Genomic DNA, 21,626 nt, shown 5'->3' on the forward strand with positions numbered 1-21,626 from the left:
ATTATAAAATTTTGTAAGGAGAATAATTATGGCAGAAATAGAGAAAAAACCTGTGAAAGTTGTGGAAACGATCCTGCGTGACGCTCATCAGTCCCTGATCGCTACACGTATGAGCACAGAGCAGATGCTTCCGATCATTGAGAAGCTTGACAAAGTCGGCTACTATGCAGTTGAGTGCTGGGGCGGTGCTACTTTCGATGCTTCCTTACGTTTCCTGAAAGAGGATCCGTGGGAAAGACTTCGTAAGCTTCGTGACGGCTTCAAAAACACAAAGCTTCAGATGCTGTTCCGTGGACAGAACATCCTTGGATATCGTCCATATGCAGATGATGTAGTAGAGTATTTTGTACAGAAATCCGCAGCTAACGGTATCGATATCATCCGTATCTTTGACTGTATGAATGACCTTCGTAACCTTCAGACAGCTGTAAAAGCAGCAAACAAGGAAAAAGCACATGCACAGGTTGCAATGGCTTACACACTTGGAGATGCTTACACACTTGATTACTGGACAGACCTTGCAAAACGTATCGAGGATATGGGTGCAGATTCTATCTGTATCAAAGATATGGCAGGTCTTCTTGTTCCATACAAGGCTACTGAGCTTGTTCAGGCCCTGAAAGAGACTGTTAAGATCCCGATTGATCTTCATTCTCACTATACATCCGGTGTTGCTTCCATGACATACATGAAAGCAGTAGAGGCTGGCGTTGACATCATCGACACAGCTATGTCTCCATTTGCTCTTGGAACATCCCAGCCGGCAACAGAGGTTATGGTTGAGACCTTCAAGGGAACACCATATGATACAGGATTTGATCAGCAGCTTCTCGCTGAGATCGCTGACTACTTCCGCCCGATGCGTGATGAAGCTCTTGATACAGGTCTTCTCAATCCGAAGAACCTTGGCGTAAATATCAAGACTCTTCTGTATCAGGTACCAGGTGGAATGCTTTCCAACCTGACATCACAGCTGAAAGAGCAGCATGCTGAGGATAAATTCTACGAAGTACTTGAGGAAGTTCCGCGTGTTCGTAAAGACCTCGGTGAGCCACCACTTGTTACACCGTCCTCTCAGATCGTTGGTACACAGGCTGTATTTAACGTGATCATGGGCGAGCGTTACAAAGTTGTGACAAAAGAGACAAAAGACGTATTAAGCGGTAAATATGGCGCAACAGCCAGACCGTTTAATCCGGAAGTACAGAAAAAATGTATCGGAGATATTGAACCGATCACATGCCGTCCGGCTGATCTTCTGGAAGATGAGCTTGATAAACTTGAGAGCGAGATGGCACAGTACAAGGAGCAGGATGAGGATGTTCTGACATACGCACTGTTCCCACAGGTAGCCATGGACTTCTTTAAATATCGTCAGGCTCAGAAGACTAAAGTCGATGAGACTGTAGCAGATACTAAGAACGGCGCATACCCGGTATAAAGCACACACAGGAATGCAGATGCATTTCAATACAACAAAAGGAGCTTGCTGTATGCAGGCTCCTTTGTGCATAAAAAAGATAAAAAGGCAGGATAACAGGTAATGTCCAAAGTTGCGATCATAGGCGGGGGTGCCGCCGGAATGCTCTGCGGCGTATATGCTGCGCGCAGAGGACACCAGGTCCACATACTGGAAAAAAATGAGAAACTTGGAAAGAAGCTTTTCATCACAGGAAAGGGACGGTGCAATGTCACCAATGATTCGGATACAGAAGAACTTTTTCCGGCAGTGATGTCAAACCGCAAATTTCTTTACAGCGCTTTCTACACCTATGGAAGCAGAGATGTGATGGAGTTTTTTGAAAAGGCAGGTGTGCCGCTGAAAACAGAGCGCGGAAACCGTGTTTTTCCGGTATCCGATCATTCATCAGATATTATCAGGGCTCTTGAGCGGGAGCTTAAAAAAGCCGGAGCACAGGTCCATCTTCATACAGAAGTAAAGGAAGTATGTACGCAGGATGAAAAAGTTACCGGGGTATTACTTAATGACGGAACTTTTTTTGAGGCTGATGCGGTGGTAGTTGCCACAGGAGGTTTATCTTATCCGTCCACGGGTTCCACGGGAGACGGATATCGTTTTGCTTCTGAGACAGGACATAAAGTGGTTCCCCAGTCACCATCACTGGTTCCGCTGGTAGCGAAAGAAGATTATGTTTCCAAACTCCAGGGACTCTCCCTCCGCAATGTGGAACTGACAGTAAAATCCGGCAAAAAAGTTCTCTATAAAGACTTTGGGGAGATGATGTTTACTCATTTCGGGGTCACAGGACCGCTGATCCTTTCCGCCAGTGCCCAGATTGGCAAAAAGCTGGAAAAAGAACCTTTGCAGGCTTTCCTGGATCTGAAGCCGGCACTTGACGTAGAACAGCTGGATGCCCGGATCCTGCGTGAATTTGATGCAAATCATAACAAACAGTTCAAAAACGTGATCGGTGTTCTTTTTCCGTCTTCTCTGACTCCGATCATGATTGAGATCGGTGGTATTCCGGGAGAGAAACCAGTGCATGAGATCTCCAGGGAAGAACGTCAGGCCTTTGGCCGTCTGATCAAAGCTTTTCCATTTACGATCACGGGAATGGGAGAGTTCAAGGAAGCGATCATCACAAGAGGCGGTGTGTCAGTAAAAGAGATACAGCCATCCACAATGGAATCCAAAAAAGTAAAAAATCTGTATTTTACAGGTGAAGTACTGGATCTGGATGCAGTGACCGGTGGCTATAATCTTCAGATCGCATGGTCTACAGCATATGCGGCAGCTCAGGCGATCGAATAACAGAAAAGAGGAAGGGAGCATTTGATTATGGGTATTAATATTGCAATTGACGGACCGGCAGGTGCAGGAAAAAGCACAATTGCAAAAAAAGTGGCAAAGGAGCTGTCCTTTATCTATGTAGATACAGGAGCCATGTACCGTGCCATGGCACTTTATCTTCTGGAAAAGGGAATCAGCGGTGATGAAAAAATCTCCGAAGCCTGTCACGATGCGGATATTTCCATCCGCTATGAAAGCGGCGAACAGCAGGTGATCCTCAACGGGAAGAATGTAACTGCGTTTCTCCGTAAGGAAGAGGTTGGAAATATGGCATCGGTAAGTTCTGCCAATCCGGAAGTGCGCGCGCATCTTCTGAAACTGCAGCGCAACCTTGCGGCCGAGAACAATGTAGTTATGGACGGAAGAGATATCGGAACCACTATTCTTCCCAATGCAGAAGTAAAAATCTTTTTGACTGCAAGTGCCAAAACCCGCGCAAACAGAAGATATCTGGAACTTACAGAGAAGGGTGAAGCCTGCGATATGGATGAGATCCTGAAAGATATCATTGACAGAGATGAGAGAGATATGAACCGCGCCGTTTCCCCGCTTAAACAGGCAGAGGATGCAGTTCTTGTTGATTCTTCAGAGATGGGGATTGAGGAAGTGGTTGAGAGTATCCTTTCTGTATACAGGAAAAAGGTGAATGGATGAAGGTAAAAGTTGCAGAAACTGCCGGATTCTGTTTTGGCGTACAGAGAGCAGTAGACCGTGTTTATGACCTGATCGGTTCCGATGCTGCACCGATCTACACACTGGGCCCGATCATCCATAATGAGGAAGTCGTCTCAGATCTGGAAAAAAAAGGTGTGGCTGTAATCAGTGAGGAAGATCTTGCCACTTTAAAAGGCGGCACCGTTGTGATCCGTTCCCACGGAGTCGGTCGTAAAGTCTATGATAAGATCAAAAAATATGGCCTTGGGTATGTGGATGTTACCTGTCCTTTTGTGCTGAAGATCCACAAGATCGTTGAGAGAGAAAGTGCCAGAGGTGCCCATATTGTGATCATTGGTGATCCGGATCATCCGGAAGTCCAGGGAATCTGCGGATGGTGCCAGGGACCGTACACCGTAATAAGAAACGCCGAAGATGCTGAAAGATTCACCGTTTCTCCGGAAAAAGAAGTGTGTGTAGTGTCACAGACGACATTTAATTACAACAAATTTCAAGAATTAGTTGAAATTCTCCGCAAAAAGAGTTATGATAATAATGTTTTAAATATTTTAAATATTTTAAACACTATTTGTAATGCTACCGAAGAACGGCAGAAAGAAGCTAAAGCGATAGCCGGAGAGGTAGACACTATGCTGGTCGTAGGTGGCCGACATAGTTCCAATACTCAAAAGCTGTTTGAAATATGTAAAAAGGAATGTGGAAATACTTACTATATACAAACACCTGTAGACTTGGATTCTGAAATGTTCCAATGCAGTAGTTGTGTAGGTATTACAGCAGGGGCTTCCACCCCAAAGAAAATTATTGAGGAGGTTCAAGAACATGTCAGAGTTAAGTTTTGAACAGATGCTGGAAGATTCCGTAAAAACAATCAGAAATGGAGAGATCGTACAGGGTACCGTCATCGATGTTAAAGATGATGAGATCATCCTGAATATCGGCTATAAAGCAGACGGTATCATCACAAAGAACGAGTACACAAACGATTCAAGCGTTGTGCTTACAGACGTTGTTAAACCTGGCGATACCATGGAAGCAAAAGTTCTCAAAGTAAACGACGGAGAGGGACAGGTCACACTGACCTACAAACGTCTTGCTGCAGAGAAAGGCAACAAACGTCTTGAGGAGGCATTTGAGAACCAGGAGGTTCTGAAAGCTCCTGTAACACAGGTACTTGACGGTGGTCTTTGTGTTAACGTTGAGGAAGCAAGAGTATTCATTCCTGCAAGCCTCGTATCCGACACATATGAGAAAGACCTTTCCAAATACGCAGATCAGGAGATCGAGTTCGTTATCACAGAGTTCAACCCAAGAAGACGCCGTATCATCGGTAACCGTAAACAGCTTCTTCTTGCTGAGAAAGCTGAGAAACAGAAAGAGCTTCTTGCTAAGATCAACGTTGGTGACAAAGTTGAGGGTGTTGTTAAGAATGTTACAGATTTCGGTGCATTCATCGACCTCGGCGGAGCAGACGGACTTCTTCACATCTCTGAGATGTCCTGGGGCAGAGTAGAGAACCCGAAGAAAGTCTTCAATGTAGGCGATAAAGTTACAGTTCTTATCAAAGATATCAACGGAGATAAGATCGCACTTTCCCTTAAATTCCCGGAGGAGAACCCATGGCTTACAGCTGCTGAGGACTTCGCAGTAGGAAATGTAGTAAAAGGTAAAGTTGCACGTATGACAGATTTCGGTGCATTTGTTGAGCTTGCACCTGGAGTAGATGCACTTCTTCATGTATCTCAGATCTCCAGAGAGCACGTTGCAAAACCATCTGATGTACTTTCCATCGGCCAGGAGATCGAGGCTAAAGTTGTTGATTTCAACGGCGAGGACAGAAAGATCAGCCTCAGCATGAAAGCACTTGAGGATCATTCTGCAGAGCAGACAGAGGAGTAATTTTCTGGGAATCTGTATAGAAGATATTATGTTTTGATATTTTAGAGGTCGTCACATTTATGTGACGGCCTCTTTTAGGATGGATTTATTATTATTTTGAAGAAATTTTCAGCGAGTCCTTTGAGAGGGACTCGCTTTTACTATATATGTATATATGGCAGGGATGATATTATTTCAGGCTGGAAAGATAATATGGTAGACAGTGTTTCAGATAGGTTTTCTGTTTTAAAGGGTTCTTCAGGAAATCTTCTGTTACAGGAAACCAGGTGTAACAGGTTTCCTTTCTGGCGGGTCTGCGAAGCTTTTTATCCATGCAGGCACTTAAGGTTTTGGGTATCGCGGTGTCTTCAGAAGGAATATAATCATAATCTTTATAATTGGAGTAATATTGCTTTAATCGTCCATTTTGAGACTTTACAAGAAGACGAACGCGGTTTTTCTGTCCGGTTATGTAGAATTCTTCACTATGATTTGAGAATTCTACAGGTAAATCATAATTCATGTCAATAGTAAAGGTTAATTGATCGTCTTGAATTTCACAATCCAGAGCTTCGTAATCTTCTTCAAAAAGAGCCAGGTAGGACAGCATGGAGAAAATTTTTCCAAGACCCAGAAGATCTTCCTGGTTGTGGCCCATAACGATTTCTGATGCTTCCGGTTTCTTTCCGGATGCAAATTGCTTATAAAGACGTATACAGGCACCTCCATCACAGTAAACCCGATCTGTGATACCCAGGAAAGCTTCCATAGAAGGCTGGTTCATCCGGGAAAGTTTCAGAAGCCCTTTGAGTGGCTTCAGTTCCCGGTAAAGGTCCAGTGAAGGAAACTCTTTAAAAGGGGAGGGCAGTCCATGGAGCTGATATCTTGCTTCCAGATAGGGCTGGTCAAAGCTGTCTCCATTATACTGGATCGTGCAGGAAAACTTCTGCAGAAATTCCGAAAATGTTTTCAGAAGTTCGGATTCTTCGTCTTCATTTTTGATCATCCATTGATACATTTGCCAGTTATTTTCTTCATAGGCCACAGCGCCGATCAGATACAGAAAAGTGGAATTTCGTGATAGTCCTGTCGTTTCGATATCATAGAAAAGTGGTGCAAAATGTTCTGAAAAAACGCGATTTCTAGTCAATTTTTTAACAGTCTCAAAGTCTGGAAAACCTTGTAAAATCGGCATTTTTTTAACAATCATGTTAATTTCCTCCTTTATGGATTGTATCTGATTATACACAAAAAAATTGTTTTTCCATAGTGCAATTTAAGGTGAAATGAGTTATAGTATATTAGTAGAGTTGATGAAAAAAACAGGAAATGCTACTGGATTTATGTGGGAATTGACAGTGAGAGAAATTGACTTCTGTCATTTCATAAATTGATTTTTCATCTACCATTTTCTTAAAGGAATTGAGAATATTTCTTATTGAAGTATATCACAGCATGGCAGAGAGAATCAATCTTTCATACATGTCTGGATAGGAATGAAGGCTGTTTGCTTCATATGAAAGAAGAGAAAAATCAGAAACACGGAAATCAACTTTGAAAATGAGTATATGCACAGTACGGAAACGCAATGTACATGTACTTGCAAAGAATAAAGGAGGAGATGAGATCTATGGCATTTTTAACCTTCAGGGGTGGCATCCATCCTTATGACGGCAAAGATTTGTCAAAAAACTGTCCTGTTGAGAAGTATCTGCCGAAAGGAGATCTGGCAATTCTTGTTTCTCAGCACATCGGAGCTCCGGCCAAGCCCATCGTAAAAAAAGGTGATCATGTGCTTGCAGGACAGAAAATCGCAGAAGCAGGAGGATTTGTTTCCGCACCGATACATTCATCTGTATCAGGAACTGTAAAGGGAATCGAGAAGCGTCTGACTGCAGTAGGCGCCATGGGGGATGCGATCATCATTGAAAATGACGGTCTGTATGAATCTGCGGAATATACGCCTGCCAAACTGTCTGACCTTTCCAAGGAAGACATCCTGAAAAGAATCCAGGAAGGCGGAGTTGTAGGACAGGGTGGCGCAGGTTTCCCGACACACGTAAAACTTTCACCAAAGGAACCGGACAAGATCGACCATATCCTGGTAAACGGCGCCGAATGTGAGCCTTACATCACAAGTGATTACCGCAGAATGATGGAAGAACCGGAAAGCGTTGTCGGCGGACTAGAAGTAATCCTGAAAGCTTTCCCGAAAGCAGTGGGATGCATCTGTATTGAGGACAACAAACCGGATTGTATTGCCAAGATGAAAGAAGCCATCAAAGGCAAAGAACGCATGGAAGTAAAAGAACTCAAGACCAAATACCCGCAGGGTGGTGAGCGTACATTGATCTATGCGGTAACAGGCAGAGAGATCAATTCTACCATGCTTCCGGCAGACGTAGGATGCGTGGTTGATAACGTAGAGACCGTTACTTCTGTTTATAAAGCAGTAATCCTGGGACAGCCGGTTATCAGCCGTAATGTCACAGTGACCGGAGACGGTATCCGCACACCGAAGAACTTTTCCGTTCTTACAGGAACAGATCTGTCAGAACTGGTAGACGCTGCAGGCGGCCTGAAAGAAAAGATCGCAAAAGCAATCTCCGGCGGACCGATGATGGGATTTGCTCTGTATGATCTTCATATTCCATGTACGAAGACAACTTCTTCCCTGCTTTTCCTGGAGCGTGACGCAGTCTCCGAGGCGAAGCAGATCCAGACTGCATGTATCAATTGCGGACGTTGCGTAAGCGTCTGTCCGGGACATGTGGTTCCTGCCCGTCTTGCAACTCTTGCAGAACACGGTGATATGGCAGGCTTCGAAAAGATGGATGGTATGGAATGCTGCGAGTGTGGCTGCTGCAGTTACATCTGTCCTGCCAAACGACCTCTGACTCAGAGTATTAAATCTATGAGAAAAATGGTTCTTGCCGAGCGCAAGAAAAAGAAATAGGGGGAGGAATAACAATGGAACAAATGTATAATGTATCATCTAATCCCCATATCAGGGATAAAATGACCACCAGCCGTATCATGCAGCTGGTAGTGATCGCACTTCTGCCGACAACACTTTTTGGTATCTGGAACTTTGGAGTGCATGCACTCCTTGTAGTGCTGGCAACGGTTGCATCCAGTGTGTTTTTTGAATGGCTGTATGACCGACTGATGCATAAAAAAAATACAACTACTGATTTCAGTGCAGTTGTAACAGGACTTCTGCTTGCGCTGAACATGCCGCCCCAGATCCCGATCTGGATGCCGATTCTTGGCAGTGCTTTTGCGATCATTGTTGTAAAACAGCTGTTCGGTGGACTTGGACAGAACTTTATGAACCCGGCTCTTGCAGGAAGATGCTTCCTTATGATCTCTTTTGCCGGAAAAATGACTAACTTTGCAGTTTCCAAAAGCTCTCATGCTGTTGTAGATGCAGTTACACAGGCAACACCTCTGGCAGCACTTAAAAACCAGGGATTCATTGAGGGAACTTCTATTCCTGTAAAGAATCTGTTCCTTGGTAATATCCAGGGTACTATCGGTGAGACTTCTGCTCTGGCGATCCTCATCGGTGCAGTGATCCTTCTTGCATTCAAGATCATTGATCTGAAGGTACCTCTTACATATATCGGAAGTTTTGCAGTATTTGTCATTTTCTATATGCTGGGAACAGGCAAAGGTTTTGATGTAAACTATCTTTTCAGCCATATCTTTGGAGGCGGTCTGATGCTTGGAGCCTGGTTTATGGCAACAGATTATGTGACAACTCCGATCACTCCGAAAGGTCAGCTGGTATATGGCTGCTGCCTCGGTATCGTAACAGCAGTATTCCGTCTCTTTGGCGGTTCCGCAGAGGGCGTTTCCTATGCGATCATTTTCTGTAATCTTCTGGTTCCGCTTATTGAAAAAGTAACAAAACCGGTTGCTTTTGGAAAAGGAGGCAAGAAATAATGGGTAAGATTATCAAAAATACATTGATCCTTACGATCATTACAGTTGTTGCCGGACTTGGCCTTGGACTGGTTTACGAAGTTACCAAAGAACCCATCGCAAGAACCGAAGAACAGGCAAAAAAAGAAGCATGGCAGACTGTATTCAGTGATGTAAGCCTGGAAGACTTTAAAGCTGTAGATGTAGATAAGGAAGCAGCAGATAAAACAGCAGCAGATCTTGGGATCAAGGCAACCGTAGATGAAGTCTGTGAAGCAGCAGATGAAGGCTATGTGGTAACTGTAACCGATAAAGAGGGTTACGGCGGTGATATCCAGATCACAGTTGGCGTAACAAAGGATGGTACCGTCAGCGGCGTTTCCATTCTTTCCATCAGTGAGACTGCCGGACTTGGAATGCGTGCTACAGAAGCGAAGTTCCAGGAACAGTATGTTGGAAAGAATACCGATAAATTCTATGTATCCAAGGACGGCGGCGAGGGTGAGCCTATTGATGCCATCAGCGGTGCGACCATTACATCCAGAGCTTTTACCGGTGCAGTCAATACAGCTATCGGCTATTGCAAAAACGCATTTTAGGAGGGTAGTTGAATATGAATAATTGTGGTGAAAGATTAAAAAACGGTATTATTACCGAAAATCCGATTTTTGTTCTGATGCTTGGTATGTGTCCTACTCTTGCGGTAACGACTTCTGCTATCAATGGTATTGGTATGGGACTTTCCACAACCGTAGTTCTGGTTATGTCAAATATGCTGATCTCCATGCTGCGTAAGATTATCCCGGATTCCGTCAGAATGCCGGCCTTTATCGTAGTTGTAGCATCTTTTGTAACCATTGTACAGTTTCTGATGGAGGGCTTTACTCCTTCTCTTTATGATTCACTTGGAATTTATATTCCACTGATCGTTGTTAACTGTATCATTCTGGGACGTGCAGAGAGTTATGCTTCCAAGAATCCTGTCCTTCCGTCTATCTTTGACGGACTTGGAATGGGCCTTGGCTTTACAGTGGGCCTGGTTGCTATCGGTCTTGTAAGAGAGATCCTGGGTTCCGGAAAAGCTTTCGGAGCACAGATCATTCCGGTTGCTGACGCAGCTACCGGCGCTGCAGGCTATACCCCGATCACTATCTTTATCCTTGCACCTGGAGCATTTCTGGTTCTTGCCGGACTTGCAGCGATCCAGAACAAAGTAAAGATCAACATGGCAAAGAAGGGCAAAGATGTTTCCAAGATCCAGTCTGGTTGCGGCTCCAATTGTGCGACCTGCGGCGGATGTCCTTCTGACAAAGAATAAAAAGGGGGAATAGAAGATGGCAAGCTTGATATTGATTGCAATTGGTTCTGCACTTTGCAGTAACGTTGTATTGAGTCAGTTCCTGGGAATCTGTTCTTTCCTTGGAGTTTCCAAGAAAACAGAGACCGCAGCCGGCATGGGTGGTGCAGTTGTGTTTGTTATTACCATTGCATCCTTTGTTGCAGGACTGCTTTATAAATTCATTCTGGTACCGACTCATTTTGAGTATCTGAAAACAATCGTATTTATCCTTGTTATTGCGGCGTTGGTACAGATCGTAGAGATGTTCCTCAAGAAATTCGTACCATCTCTTTACAAGGCACTCGGTGTATACCTTCCACTGATCACAACAAACTGTGCAGTTCTTGGTGTGGCACTGAATAACGTAAAATATGAATACAGCATTCTTGAAAGTGTTGTAAACGGATTTGCTACAGGTGTAGGTTACCTGATCGCAATTGTATTACTTGCGGGAATCCGTGAAAAAATGGAATACAACGATATTCCGGAATCTTTCCAGGGCATGCCGATCGTTCTGCTTACAGCAGCACTGATGGCAATTGCATTCTTTGGATTCTCCGGAATCGTATAGGAGGAAGAAGAGCATGAGTATAACAGGAATTATTATGGCTGCAGTCATTGTCGGCGGTACTGGTTTATTCATTGGTATCTTCCTTGGACTTGCAGATAAGAAATTAACCGTAAAGGTAGATGAAAAAGAAGAAGCCATTCTTGGTGTTCTTCCTGGAAATAACTGTGGCGGCTGTGGCTATCCGGGATGTTCCGGACTTGCTGCCGCAATCGCAAAAGGCGAAGCTCCTGTAGATCAGTGTCCGGTTGGCGGCGCTCCGGTTGCAGCCAAGATCGGTGCGATCATGGGACAGGAAGTAAAAGAAACCGCACGTCAGGTTGCTTTTGTAAAATGTGCGGGAACCTGTGATAAGACAACTGTGAAATATGAGTACACAGGTGTGGAAGACTGCGAGATGATGGCCTTCATCCCAGGCAGCGGCGCAAAAAACTGTACATATGGATGTATGGGATTTGGAAGCTGTGTAAAGGCCTGTCCGTTTGATGCCATTCATGTAGTGAACGGTATTGCGGTAGTAGACCAGGAAGCATGTAAGGCCTGTGGCAAATGTGTTGCCAAATGTCCGCGTCACCTGATCGAACTTGTACCATATGACAAACAGATTCGTGTAGCCTGTGGCTCCCATGCTAAAGGTAAAGCAGTTACAACTGCCTGCGAGCTTGGCTGTATCGGCTGTAAAAAATGTGAGAAGAACTGTCCGTCAGAGGCAATCACAGTTACTGATTTCTGTGCACACATTGATTATGACAAATGTACAGGATGCGGTAAATGTAAGGAAGTCTGCCCGAGACATGTAATACTGTAAAAAATTCAGAGAAGGTTGTCTGTCCGGAATATATTTTCCAGATATGGCAACCTTCTTTTTTGCAGGAAATTCAAAAATGGAATTTGTTATAGAAATTGTTAATATGACAACATTCTTGACATGTAATGGATACAATGATATCATTATTTAGATAATAGTCAAATTGTTGAAGGTAAAAGAAGATGTATGGTAAGAAATATAAATGATACTATCTAAGCTAATATTTTACACTGGGACTGTAGCTGTTTATGTGAATAGTATAGAGTCACAGTGTATTTTTATGACAATTATTAATTTTTATTGAATGTGGATAGAGTAGAATTGTTTTCGTTGGGAGAAAGTATGGGAAAAGTAAATTTAGATAATAAAAATATTTTGGTAACAGGAGCAGCTGGATTTATTGGTTCGAATCTCATAAAAAGGATTTACAGAGAAGTCCCATTGGCTAGTATAATTGGAATCGATAATATGAATGATTATTACGACGTGAGATTGAAGGAATTTCGTCTGAAAGAGTTATCTGAGTATAAAACATTTACTTTTGTTAAAGGTAATATTGCAGATAAGAAATTGATAGAGGAAATTTTTGAAAAATATAGACCATCCGTTGTAGTTAACCTTGCGGCACAGGCAGGGGTACGTTATTCGATAACTAATCCAGATGCATATATAGAATCAAATCTGATAGGTTTTTATAATATTCTTGAGGCCTGCCGTCATTCTTACGATGCAGGCAGAGAAGGTGTTGCACATTTTGTATATGCCAGTTCATCCAGCGTATATGGATCGAATAAAAAAGTTCCATATAGTACAGAGGATAAGGTTGACAATCCGGTAAGCCTTTATGCCGCTACAAAGAAAAGTGATGAGTTAATGGCACATGCATATGCTAAACTCTATAATATTCCATCTACAGGACTTAGATTCTTTACTGTTTATGGTCCTGCTGGTCGTCCGGATATGGCATATTTTGGATTTACGAATAAATTGAAAAATAATGAAAAAATCCGTATTTTCAATTATGGAAACTGCAAACGGGATTTTACTTATATTGATGATATTGTTGAAGGTGTAATCCGTGTTATGAAAAAAGCACCGGACAGAAAAACAGGAAAAGATGGACTACCTGTACCGCCGTACAGAGTTTATAATATTGGAAAGGGTACACCGGAAAATCTGCTGGATTTTGTGCAGATATTAAGCGAGGAATTAATTAGAGCCCAAATTCTTCCCAAAGATTATGATTTCGAAGCACATAAAGAACTGGTGCCGATGCAGCCGGGAGATGTGCCTATAACTTATGCAGATACCAGTGCGTTGGAAAAGGATTTTGAATATAAACCGGGTACAGACCTACGTAAAGGATTGCGGGAATTTGCAGAATGGTATGCGGATTTTTATAAGTAAGAAAGGCGGAATACGGAGTGAGAATATTATTAGTTAATTATCGATATTTTATTTCAGGTGGTCCTGAGAAATATATGTTTAACATAAAAACAATGCTTGAAAATCAGGGACATGAAGTTATTCCTTTTTCTATACATTCAAATAAAAATGTTGCAACAGAATATTCAAAATATTTTGTTGAACCGATTGGCGGCAGGGATGCAACTTATTTCGAGGAAGTAAAAAAAACACCGAAATCTATCTGGCAGATGCTTACACGGAGCATCTATTCGAAGGAAGTTGAAAAAGCGATAAAAAGAGAAATTGATGATGTAAAACCAGATCTGGTGTATATCATTCACTTTGTTAATAAACTTTCTCCCAGTGTAATCAGGGGGGCCAGGAAGAAAGGAATTCCGGTAGTTTTGAGACTATCCGATTATTTCCTTTTGTGTCCTCGATTTGATTTTATGTATGAAAAAAGAGTATGCGAGGAGTGTCTGACTAAAGGATATAGAAGCTGTATAAAGAAAAGATGTGTGAAAGGTTCACTGTTTGCATCTGTTGTAAGAGTTTTTTCTATGAAGTTCCACAAGCTGATTCATGTATATGATGGAGTTTATGCTTTTATAACACCGTCAGAATTTTTGAAACAGAAATTATCAGCAAATGGTTTTGAAGAAGAAAAGATCCACTGTATTCCTACTTTTACAGCGAGCAAAACCAAAGTGGGAGAACCTCAAATAGGTTCTTATGGTTTGTATTTTGGCCGTATTACAGAAGAAAAAGGTGTTGAAACCGTTGTCCAGGCCTATGAAAAGCTCCAGAAATATACAGTTAAAATTATGGGAGATGATACAACAGAGGAAGCAATACGTCTCAAAAGATATATAAAAGAACATAAAATTAAAAATATTGAATTTCTTGGATTTAAGAGCGGAGAAGAATTAGAAGATATTATCAAAGGTGCAAGATTTACATTAATTCCATCAATTTGGTATGATAATCTGCCCAACACAGCGTTGGAGTCATTTCAATATTCAAAGCCGGTTATCGCAAGCAACATAGGAAGTCTCCCGGAACTGGTTGTTGACGGGGAAAATGGCTATTTGTTTAAGCCTGCTGATGCAGAAGATCTTATTAAAAAAATAAAATTATTGGATGATGATACGGTAGTTGAAAAAATGGGAGCAGCCAGCAGAAGAAGACTGGAGAGCAGATTTTCGCCGGAAACACATTACGAGGCTTTGATGAAAGTTTTTTCGGAGGCTGTAAAAAATAATAAGTAAATTTTGATTGCTGAAAAGAAAGGATATTTGCTCCAATGAAAACAATTGCGTTTTTTGTACCTCAATATCATAGAATCCCGTTGAATGATAAATATTGGGGAAAAGGGTTTACGGAATGGGTCAATGTAAAAAATGCAAAACCACTTTTTGAAGGTCATGTTCAGCCCAAAATTCCTTTGAATAATAATTATTATGATCTATTAAAAAGAGAAACAAAAATCTGGCAGAAAGATTTGGCCCAAAAATATGGTATTTATGGATTTTGTTATTATCATTACTGGTTTAATGGCAAAATGCTCCTGGAAAAGCCATGTGAGCAGATTTTAGCTGACAAAGAAATAGATCTTCCATTTTGTTTTTGCTGGGCAAATGAGGCGTGGTCAATGGAGTGGACTGGAAAAAAGACGGTTATTATGCCTCAGTTTTACGGTGACAGAAAAGAATGGAAAGAACATTGGGATTATTTATTGCCTTTTCTCAGAGATGAAAGATATATAAAAGAAGATGGAAAACCGTTGATTGTCATCTATCGTCCAGAGTCGATCCCATGTCTTACGGAAATGCTTAAATATTGGAGGAAACTTGCAGAAGAGGAAGGTTTTCCAGGTCTGTATTTTGCAAGTCAGAGTGCAGAATTCAATTTGGATAAATCATTAGATCATAGCGAAATAGATTTTGAAATCGAATATGAGCCCCAGACATCGAGAAAGAAAATGGCTAATAAAAAGTTGGAGGGCTTAAAAGAAATTCGACGTAAATTTATGCGTTTTTGTGAAAGAAAATTTGGATGGGATCTACGCAGATATGGGCAGAGCACTTTTAATAAGATAGCTGGTTTAACGCGGCCGGATTACGATGCTACATGGAATAATATATTAACACGAAAGCCGGAAAATGAAAAATCTGTCCCCTGCGCTTTTGTGAACTGGGATAATAGTCCAAGATATCATGAAAGAGGTCAGGTTTACATAGGAGCGACACCACAGAAATTTAAAAAATATTTTTCAAAATTAGTGAAAAGGACCCGGGAAACTTACAAAAAAGATTTTATGTTTTTGTTTGCGTGGAATGAATGGGGAGAGGGAGGATATCTCGAACCAGATGAAGAAAATCAGTATGGATATCTGGAAGCTGTCAGAAGTGCACTTATAGAAAACGGAGAATTTCCGGATTGATCTATTTAGATCAGATTAAAAAATGTAAAAGGACAAGATATTGATGAAATCATTATTTAAAAATTCTTTATACAATATCATTTACAAACTTTTCATGATAATTTTTCCGCTTATTTCTTCAGCCTATGTCTCCAGAATTTTGTTACCAATGGGAGTCGGAAAAGTTGCGTATGCCCAAAATATTGCATCTTATTTTATTACAGCTGCGTCACTTGGTGTAGGTAACTATGGAATACGAGAAATCGGGAAAAAGCAGAAGAATAAAGAGGAATATTCGAAGACGGTTGTGGAATTGTTAATAATAACATTATTTTCTACACTTATTTGCTCTGCTTTTTATTATGGAATGGTATCTACTTTACCGTATTTTCAGAATAGTAAAATGCTTTATTATGTAGTTGGAATACAATTACTTCTGACTGCTGCTAATGTTGACTGGTTTTACCAGGGAATGGAAGAATATAAATATATTACTGTTAGAAGTTTAATAGTAAAAATTCTAACATTATTAGGTATTTTTGTATTTGTAAAGAAACAAGATGACACCATTGCGTATGCGCTCTTTAGCAGCATTGCTTTGGCCGGAAATAATATTATTAATGTTATTCATCTGAGAAAGTATTTGACTTTGGATGATGTGAAACATATAGAGCTTGCGAAACATATAAAACCATTGTTTATTTTGTTGTCAACAGGATTTGCTGTAGAATTATATACGAAGCTAGATACCACAACATTAGGAATAATGACATCAGAAGAATATGTGGGTTATTATAATTATGCAACAAAAATATCGTCAATTGTTGTTGGACTGGCCGCTTCAGTAAGTACAATTTTACTTCCGCGTTTCAGCTTATATAGAGAACAGAATAAAATGGAAGAGTTAAAAAAAACTATTGAAAATGCACAGGCAGGGCTTCTTTATTTATCAATACCTGCATGTGTTGGGCTGGCTTTGCTATCAAAATATATAATTATTTTTTTGTTTGGAGCTGATTTTTTGCCAGCAGTTTTAACGGTTCAGATTTTGACAATTTTAGTAGTTATTAAATCTATTGGTAATCTCTATGGGGTTCAGATTCTGGTTGCCTTTGGAAAAGAGAAAATACTTTTTTATACGACTGTTTTAGGTGCAATATCAAATATAATTATGAATCTAATACTGATACCGGCCTTTCGACAAAACGGTGCGGCAATTGCATCTGTAATAAGTGAATTTGTTGTATGTCTATATCAGTTTACGGCTGCACAGAAATTAGTGCATACAAAATTTGATAAGATGGATATTCTGAAGATTTTGTTGGCTTCTACAGGAATGGCAATTATCGTAATATTGGTAGAAACTGTATTAAAAAATGAGATTATAGTTATTATCTTGTCAGGCATACTGGGAGTTTTATTTTACACAATAACAACAGTTATGATGAAGGTGAAAACAGCGGGAATGTTTGTGGGAATTTTAAAGTCACGCATAGGTTTAGAATAAATATGATGTAGGTGTACATTATTTCCAATTAACAGGAGAAATAATAAAATGAAAAATTCTAAAATAACAGTTTTATTTTGTTTTCATGATGGAAATAAAAATAATGGAGGAAATCGCTCGCTTATAGATGTCATAGATAATTTATTGGAAAAGAAAAATATAGAAATATTGGCAGCTTTTCCTGTAAAAGAAGGGTCTGCAATTGAATATCTGAAATCTAAAAATGTTTATATAGTTCCATTTTGCTATGGAAGATGGGATTATCATATGGAAGATTATACGCCTAAAAATTTATATATGATTCTAAAAACACTTAAAAGTTTTGCATATACATATGATTTTTTGTATCGAATAGACAGCGTAATAAATGAATTTCACATAAATTTGATATATACCAATACAATGGTGCTTCCGATTGGCATGCTGATAAAGAAAAAATATGGAATTCCAATGATCTGGCATATTCGGGAATTTGGTTACGAAGACCACAAACTTGGGATTATAGGTGGAGTAAATAGACTCTACAGGGGAATGAATACATATTCAGATAAAATTATAATGATTTCCAAGAGCCTGTTTGACAAATATTCAAAATATGTAAATCCAGAAAAAATGCAGGTAATATATGATGATATTTCTCCAGAATTCATTATAAACCAGCATCAGATTCTGCAGCCGAATACAAAATGTAATATTTTGATAGCCGGAACAATAAAACCTGGTAAAGGCCAAAAAGAAGCAATACAGGTAATTCAAAAAATAATAAAAAAGGGAAATCGCAATGTTCATTTGTATATTGCAGGAGAAAAGAGAGGAGAATATTATAAGGAAATACTGAAATATGTGCAAAGATATAAATTGGAAGAAAATATTCATTTTTTGGGTTATGTAACAGATATGAATTCTTTAAGGCGCCAAATGGATATTGCCCTTGTAGCTTCTTGCAGTGAAGCATTTGGAAGAGTTACCGTTGAAGCTATGCTGGCTGGAATGCTGGTAATAGGTGCTGATGTAGCCGGTACCAGTGAATTGATTTGTGATGGAGTAAATGGGATTTTATATGAAGCAGGTAATTTGGAGTCTTTAGAGAAAACGATAGAAACTGTAATTCATGATGCCGATAAAATGAGGAAAATAGCTCAGAATGGGCACATTACTGCGATTAATGACTACACCATAGGAAAATGTTCAGAAGAGATTTACAAGATTATGCAAGAACTGGTTGATGAAAAAAGTAACTTTCCGATCGAAACTATTTGACCAGATTATTGCAAGGGTCTATAATAAGGTATAAATATTCAGTATACTTCAAGGAGAACAAAATTCATGAGCAAGATTATTTTAACCGGCGACCGTCCGACGGGACGCCTTCATGTAGGTCATTATGTTGGATCACTGGCAGAGCGTGTGAAACTGCAGAATTCCGGCTTATATGACGAGATTTATATTATGATCGCAGACGCACAGGCGCTTACGGATAATGCAGAGCATCCGGAGAAAGTTCGCCAGAATATTCTTCAGGTAGCCCTGGATTACCTGGCATGTGGTCTTGATCCTGAGAAATCCAATATTTTCATTCAGTCCATGGTTCCGGAGCTGACAGAGCTGACTTTTTATTATATGAATCTGGTTACTGTAGCACGTGTGCAGCGTAATCCTACAGTTAAATCTGAGATTAAACAGCGTAATTTTGAAGCAAGTATTCCGGTAGGATTTTTCTGCTATCCAATCAGCCAGGCTGCAGATATCACAGCTTTCCGTGCAACGCATGTACCGGTAGGTGAAGATCAGCTTCCGATGCTTGAGCAGTGTAAGGAAATTGTTCATAAATTTAATACAGTTTATGGTGAGACACTGACTGAGCCGGAGATCGTTCTTTCTTCAAATAAGGCATGCTTACGTCTTCCAGGTATCGATGGAAAAGCAAAAATGAGCAAGTCTCTCGGAAACTGTATTTATCTGTCTGATGAAGCCGATGTAGTTAAGAAAAAGATTATGTCCATGTTTACCGATCCGAACCATCTTCGAGTACAGGATCCGGGACGTGTGGAAGGAAATCCGGTATTTATCTATCTGGATGCATTTAGCCGTCCGGAACATTTTGCGGAATTTCTTCCGGAATATCAGAATCTTGATGAGCTTAAGGCACACTATCAGAGAGGCGGCCTTGGCGATGTAAAAGTTAAGAAATTCCTGAATAATGTTATGCAGGCAGAGCTTGGACCGATCCGTGAGAGAAGAAAGATGTGGGAACAGCGCACCGCTGATGTGTTTGATATTCTGAAAGCTGGTACAGAAGTTGCCAGAGAAAAAGCGGCAGCAACCCTTCATGATGTTCGTTCTTCCATGCGTATCAATTATTTTGAAGATCAGGATTTCCTGAATCAGTAACAGTAAGATATTTCGAATCAACCCGGAGTTTCGTATTCCGGGTTGATTTTTTTTGAGAATTATGTTACTATTGCGTTCATATGGGAAACAGATGTTCAGTTGCTGTTTTCGGGAAGGAGCCGTTAATTTTGATTTCTTTTGTAAAAGGTACAGTAGCAGATATTGGTGAAAATTTCCTTATTATGGAAAATGGCGGACTTGGTTATGAGATCTATATGACAGGTCAGGATCTTGAGAAAGCGCACATTGGTGATGAGAAAAAAATACATACATTTCTTTATGTAAGGGAAGATATTCTTCAACTGTATGGCTTTTTTTCAAAAGATGATCTTGGCATGTTCAAATTGCTGATCGGGGTAAATGGAGTAGGACCGAAAGGCGCTTTGGGAATTCTTTCCGGAATCAGTGCGGATGAACTGCGTTTTGCGGTATTGTCCGATGATGTAAAGACAATATCAAAAGCCCCCGGAATCGGTAAAAAGACTGCACAGAAAATGATTCTGGAGTTGAAAGACAAACTGAAGCTGGAAGATGCGTTTGAGATGAAGCTTGCACATCAGCAGGAAGAAGTGGCAGCAGGAGCTTCTGATCTCAGAGATAGTCGTCAGGAAGCGGTGGAAGCCCTGGTTGCATTGGGATACAGTTCGGCAGATGCGTTGCGGGCAGTACGGAAAGTTCCTGAGGAAGTGCAGGCAGATGATGTGGAAGCGATTCTTCGGGCTGCACTGAAAAATTTTTAATGGGCATATGGCAAGGCGGAATGCAAATATCCGCGTTACATTAGGAACGGAGCATAATAAATGGAAAACAGGATCATTACAACAGACGTTACAGAAGAGGACTTTTCCCTGGAGGGAAACTTAAGGCCTCAGAGTCTGGAAGAGTATATTGGTCAGCAAAAAACAAAAGATACCCTGAAAATCTATATTGAGGCGGCGAAACAACGCCATGATTCTCTGGATCATGTACTGTTTTATGGACCTCCAGGTCTTGGAAAGACAACACTTTCCGCAATCATTGCCAATGAAATGGGAACACACATGAAAGTTACTTCCGGACCAGCTATTGAGAAACCGGGGGAAATGGCTGCAATTTTGAATAATCTTCAGGAAGGAGATGTACTATTTGTGGACGAAATCCACAGACTGAACCGTCAGGTGGAGGAAGTTTTGTATCCGGCTATGGAGGATTTTGCCATTGATATTATGATTGGTAAGGGAGCGTCTGCCCGCTCGATCCGTCTGGATCTTCCGAAATTTACATTGGTTGGGGCGACTACCAGAGCTGGCCTTCTTTCAGCTCCCCTTCGTGATCGTTTTGGAGTAACACAGCGTTTGGAATTTTACAACAAAAAGGAACTTACCACCATTGTTCTGCGATCCGCACAGGTTCTGGGAGTAGAAATTGAACCAAATGGAGCGGCTGAAATTGCCAAGCGCTCCAGAGGAACACCAAGGCTTGCGAACCGCCTTCTGAAAAGGGTAAGAGATTTTGCCCAGGTTAAATACGATGGTGTGATTACCTATGAGGTTGCCTGTTTTGCGTTGGATCTTCTGGAGGTAGACCAGTATGGTCTTGATAAAACGGATCGCCGTATTCTGCAGACGCTGATTCTGAATTTTCAGGGTGGTCCGGTAGGACTGGAAACACTTGCGGCTTCTATTGGAGAGGATTCCGGAACATTGGAAGACGTGTATGAACCTTATCTTCTGCAGACCGGATTCCTGAACAGAACACCCCGTGGAAGGATGGCTTCTGTGCTTGCATATACCCATCTTGGATATCCCCGTCCTGATATATCGACAAAATAATAGAAAAACTTCTATACATTTTTAGCGGAATCAGTTATAATGAAAGAAGTTGTGAGCTGTAAGGCTAGCAATATAGAGGAA

The 21,626-nt window shown here is 40.9% G+C and carries 20 protein-coding genes; 19 read left to right on the forward strand and 1 reads right to left on the reverse strand.

Features of this window, described 5'->3' with window-relative positions; genetic code table 11:
- The first annotated feature begins 28 nt into the window (after window positions 1–28).
- The 5 genes from KQI39_RS01170 to rpsA all read left to right on the forward strand — a co-directional run bounded on the left by KQI39_RS01170 (window position 29) and on the right by rpsA (window position 5,386).
- The gene (locus KQI39_RS01170; protein ID WP_015524872.1) at window positions 29–1,441 is read left to right on the forward strand and encodes an oxaloacetate decarboxylase subunit alpha; all 1,413 of its coding nucleotides are present in this window, start codon (window positions 29–31) and stop codon (window positions 1,439–1,441) included.
- Window positions 1,442–1,543: 102 nt separating this feature from the next.
- The gene (locus tag KQI39_RS01175) at window positions 1,544–2,773 is read left to right on the forward strand and encodes an NAD(P)/FAD-dependent oxidoreductase (protein WP_216415866.1); all 1,230 of its coding nucleotides are present in this window, start codon (window positions 1,544–1,546) and stop codon (window positions 2,771–2,773) included.
- Window positions 2,774–2,800: 27 nt separating this feature from the next.
- Window positions 2,801–3,466 (forward strand): (d)CMP kinase, encoded by a 666-nt coding sequence (gene cmk, locus KQI39_RS01180; RefSeq protein WP_173761699.1) that lies wholly within the window; start codon window positions 2,801–2,803, stop codon window positions 3,464–3,466.
- Complete coding sequence (gene ispH, locus KQI39_RS01185; protein WP_216415868.1) at window positions 3,463–4,329, forward strand: 4-hydroxy-3-methylbut-2-enyl diphosphate reductase; 867 nt, start codon at window positions 3,463–3,465, stop codon at window positions 4,327–4,329. The genes cmk and ispH overlap by 4 nt, the downstream gene beginning before the upstream one ends.
- Window positions 4,310–5,386: a 30S ribosomal protein S1 gene (gene rpsA, locus KQI39_RS01190; protein ID WP_021976537.1), complete on the forward strand. Its 1,077-nt coding sequence runs from the start codon at window positions 4,310–4,312 to the stop codon at window positions 5,384–5,386. The genes ispH and rpsA overlap by 20 nt, the downstream gene beginning before the upstream one ends.
- Before the next feature lie 169 nt (window positions 5,387–5,555).
- Here the strand turns inward: rpsA and KQI39_RS01195 are convergent, their stop codons facing one another.
- Window positions 5,556–6,575, reverse strand: coding sequence for a ribonuclease H-like domain-containing protein (locus tag KQI39_RS01195; protein WP_216415870.1), 1,020 nt, complete (start codon window positions 6,573–6,575; stop codon window positions 5,556–5,558).
- Window positions 6,576–6,995: 420 nt separating this feature from the next.
- Between KQI39_RS01195 and rsxC the strand changes: the two genes are divergently transcribed.
- From rsxC to ruvB, 14 genes are all read left to right on the forward strand, one after another.
- Window positions 6,996–8,321, forward strand: a complete 1,326-nt coding sequence (gene rsxC / locus KQI39_RS01200) for an electron transport complex subunit RsxC (protein ID WP_216415871.1) — start codon at window positions 6,996–6,998, stop codon at window positions 8,319–8,321.
- A gap of 14 nt (window positions 8,322–8,335) precedes the next feature.
- Window positions 8,336–9,313, forward strand: a complete 978-nt coding sequence (locus tag KQI39_RS01205; protein WP_148447927.1) for an RnfABCDGE type electron transport complex subunit D — start codon at window positions 8,336–8,338, stop codon at window positions 9,311–9,313.
- On the forward strand, window positions 9,313–9,891 hold the full coding sequence (locus KQI39_RS01210; RefSeq protein ID WP_148447925.1) for an RnfABCDGE type electron transport complex subunit G: 579 nt from the start codon (window positions 9,313–9,315) through the stop codon (window positions 9,889–9,891). Before KQI39_RS01205 ends, KQI39_RS01210 begins: the two co-directional genes overlap by 1 nt.
- 14 nt (window positions 9,892–9,905) lie before the next feature.
- A complete protein-coding gene (gene rsxE, locus KQI39_RS01215) occupies window positions 9,906–10,610 on the forward strand; it encodes an electron transport complex subunit RsxE (RefSeq protein WP_148447924.1) in 705 nt (234 codons plus the stop codon).
- Window positions 10,611–10,626: 16 nt separating this feature from the next.
- Window positions 10,627–11,202 carry an electron transport complex protein RnfA gene (locus tag KQI39_RS01220; protein WP_216415873.1) on the forward strand — a complete coding sequence of 192 codons (576 nt, stop codon included), beginning with the start codon at window positions 10,627–10,629 and terminating at the stop codon, window positions 11,200–11,202.
- Between the two features lie 13 nt (window positions 11,203–11,215).
- The gene (locus tag KQI39_RS01225; RefSeq protein WP_148447923.1) at window positions 11,216–12,007 is read left to right on the forward strand and encodes an RnfABCDGE type electron transport complex subunit B; all 792 of its coding nucleotides are present in this window, start codon (window positions 11,216–11,218) and stop codon (window positions 12,005–12,007) included.
- 342 nt (window positions 12,008–12,349) lie between these two features.
- On the forward strand, window positions 12,350–13,414 hold the full coding sequence (locus KQI39_RS01230; protein WP_148447922.1) for an NAD-dependent epimerase/dehydratase family protein: 1,065 nt from the start codon (window positions 12,350–12,352) through the stop codon (window positions 13,412–13,414).
- 17 nt (window positions 13,415–13,431) lie between these two features.
- Window positions 13,432–14,682 carry a glycosyltransferase gene (locus tag KQI39_RS17610; RefSeq protein WP_216415875.1) on the forward strand — a complete coding sequence of 417 codons (1,251 nt, stop codon included), beginning with the start codon at window positions 13,432–13,434 and terminating at the stop codon, window positions 14,680–14,682.
- Window positions 14,683–14,717: 35 nt separating this feature from the next.
- Window positions 14,718–15,857, forward strand: a complete 1,140-nt coding sequence (locus KQI39_RS01240; protein ID WP_148447917.1) for a glycosyltransferase WbsX family protein — start codon at window positions 14,718–14,720, stop codon at window positions 15,855–15,857.
- A gap of 43 nt (window positions 15,858–15,900) precedes the next feature.
- Window positions 15,901–17,343 (forward strand): flippase, encoded by a 1,443-nt coding sequence (locus KQI39_RS01245; protein ID WP_216415877.1) that lies wholly within the window; start codon window positions 15,901–15,903, stop codon window positions 17,341–17,343.
- Between the two features lie 48 nt (window positions 17,344–17,391).
- On the forward strand, window positions 17,392–18,603 hold the full coding sequence (locus KQI39_RS01250; protein ID WP_148447913.1) for a glycosyltransferase family 4 protein: 1,212 nt from the start codon (window positions 17,392–17,394) through the stop codon (window positions 18,601–18,603).
- A 66-nt stretch (window positions 18,604–18,669) separates the two neighbouring features.
- Complete coding sequence (gene trpS, locus KQI39_RS01255; RefSeq protein WP_148447911.1) at window positions 18,670–19,734, forward strand: tryptophan--tRNA ligase; 1,065 nt, start codon at window positions 18,670–18,672, stop codon at window positions 19,732–19,734.
- 128 nt (window positions 19,735–19,862) lie between these two features.
- Window positions 19,863–20,474: a Holliday junction branch migration protein RuvA gene (ruvA, locus tag KQI39_RS01260; RefSeq protein ID WP_148447909.1), complete on the forward strand. Its 612-nt coding sequence runs from the start codon at window positions 19,863–19,865 to the stop codon at window positions 20,472–20,474.
- Window positions 20,475–20,534: 60 nt separating this feature from the next.
- A complete protein-coding gene (gene ruvB / locus KQI39_RS01265; protein ID WP_173761696.1) occupies window positions 20,535–21,545 on the forward strand; it encodes a Holliday junction branch migration DNA helicase RuvB in 1,011 nt (336 codons plus the stop codon).
- Window positions 21,546–21,626 lie beyond the last annotated feature (81 nt).

The organism is Blautia sp. MSJ-36 (assembly GCF_018917985.1).
Lineage (GTDB): Bacteria > Bacillota > Clostridia > Lachnospirales > Lachnospiraceae > Blautia_A.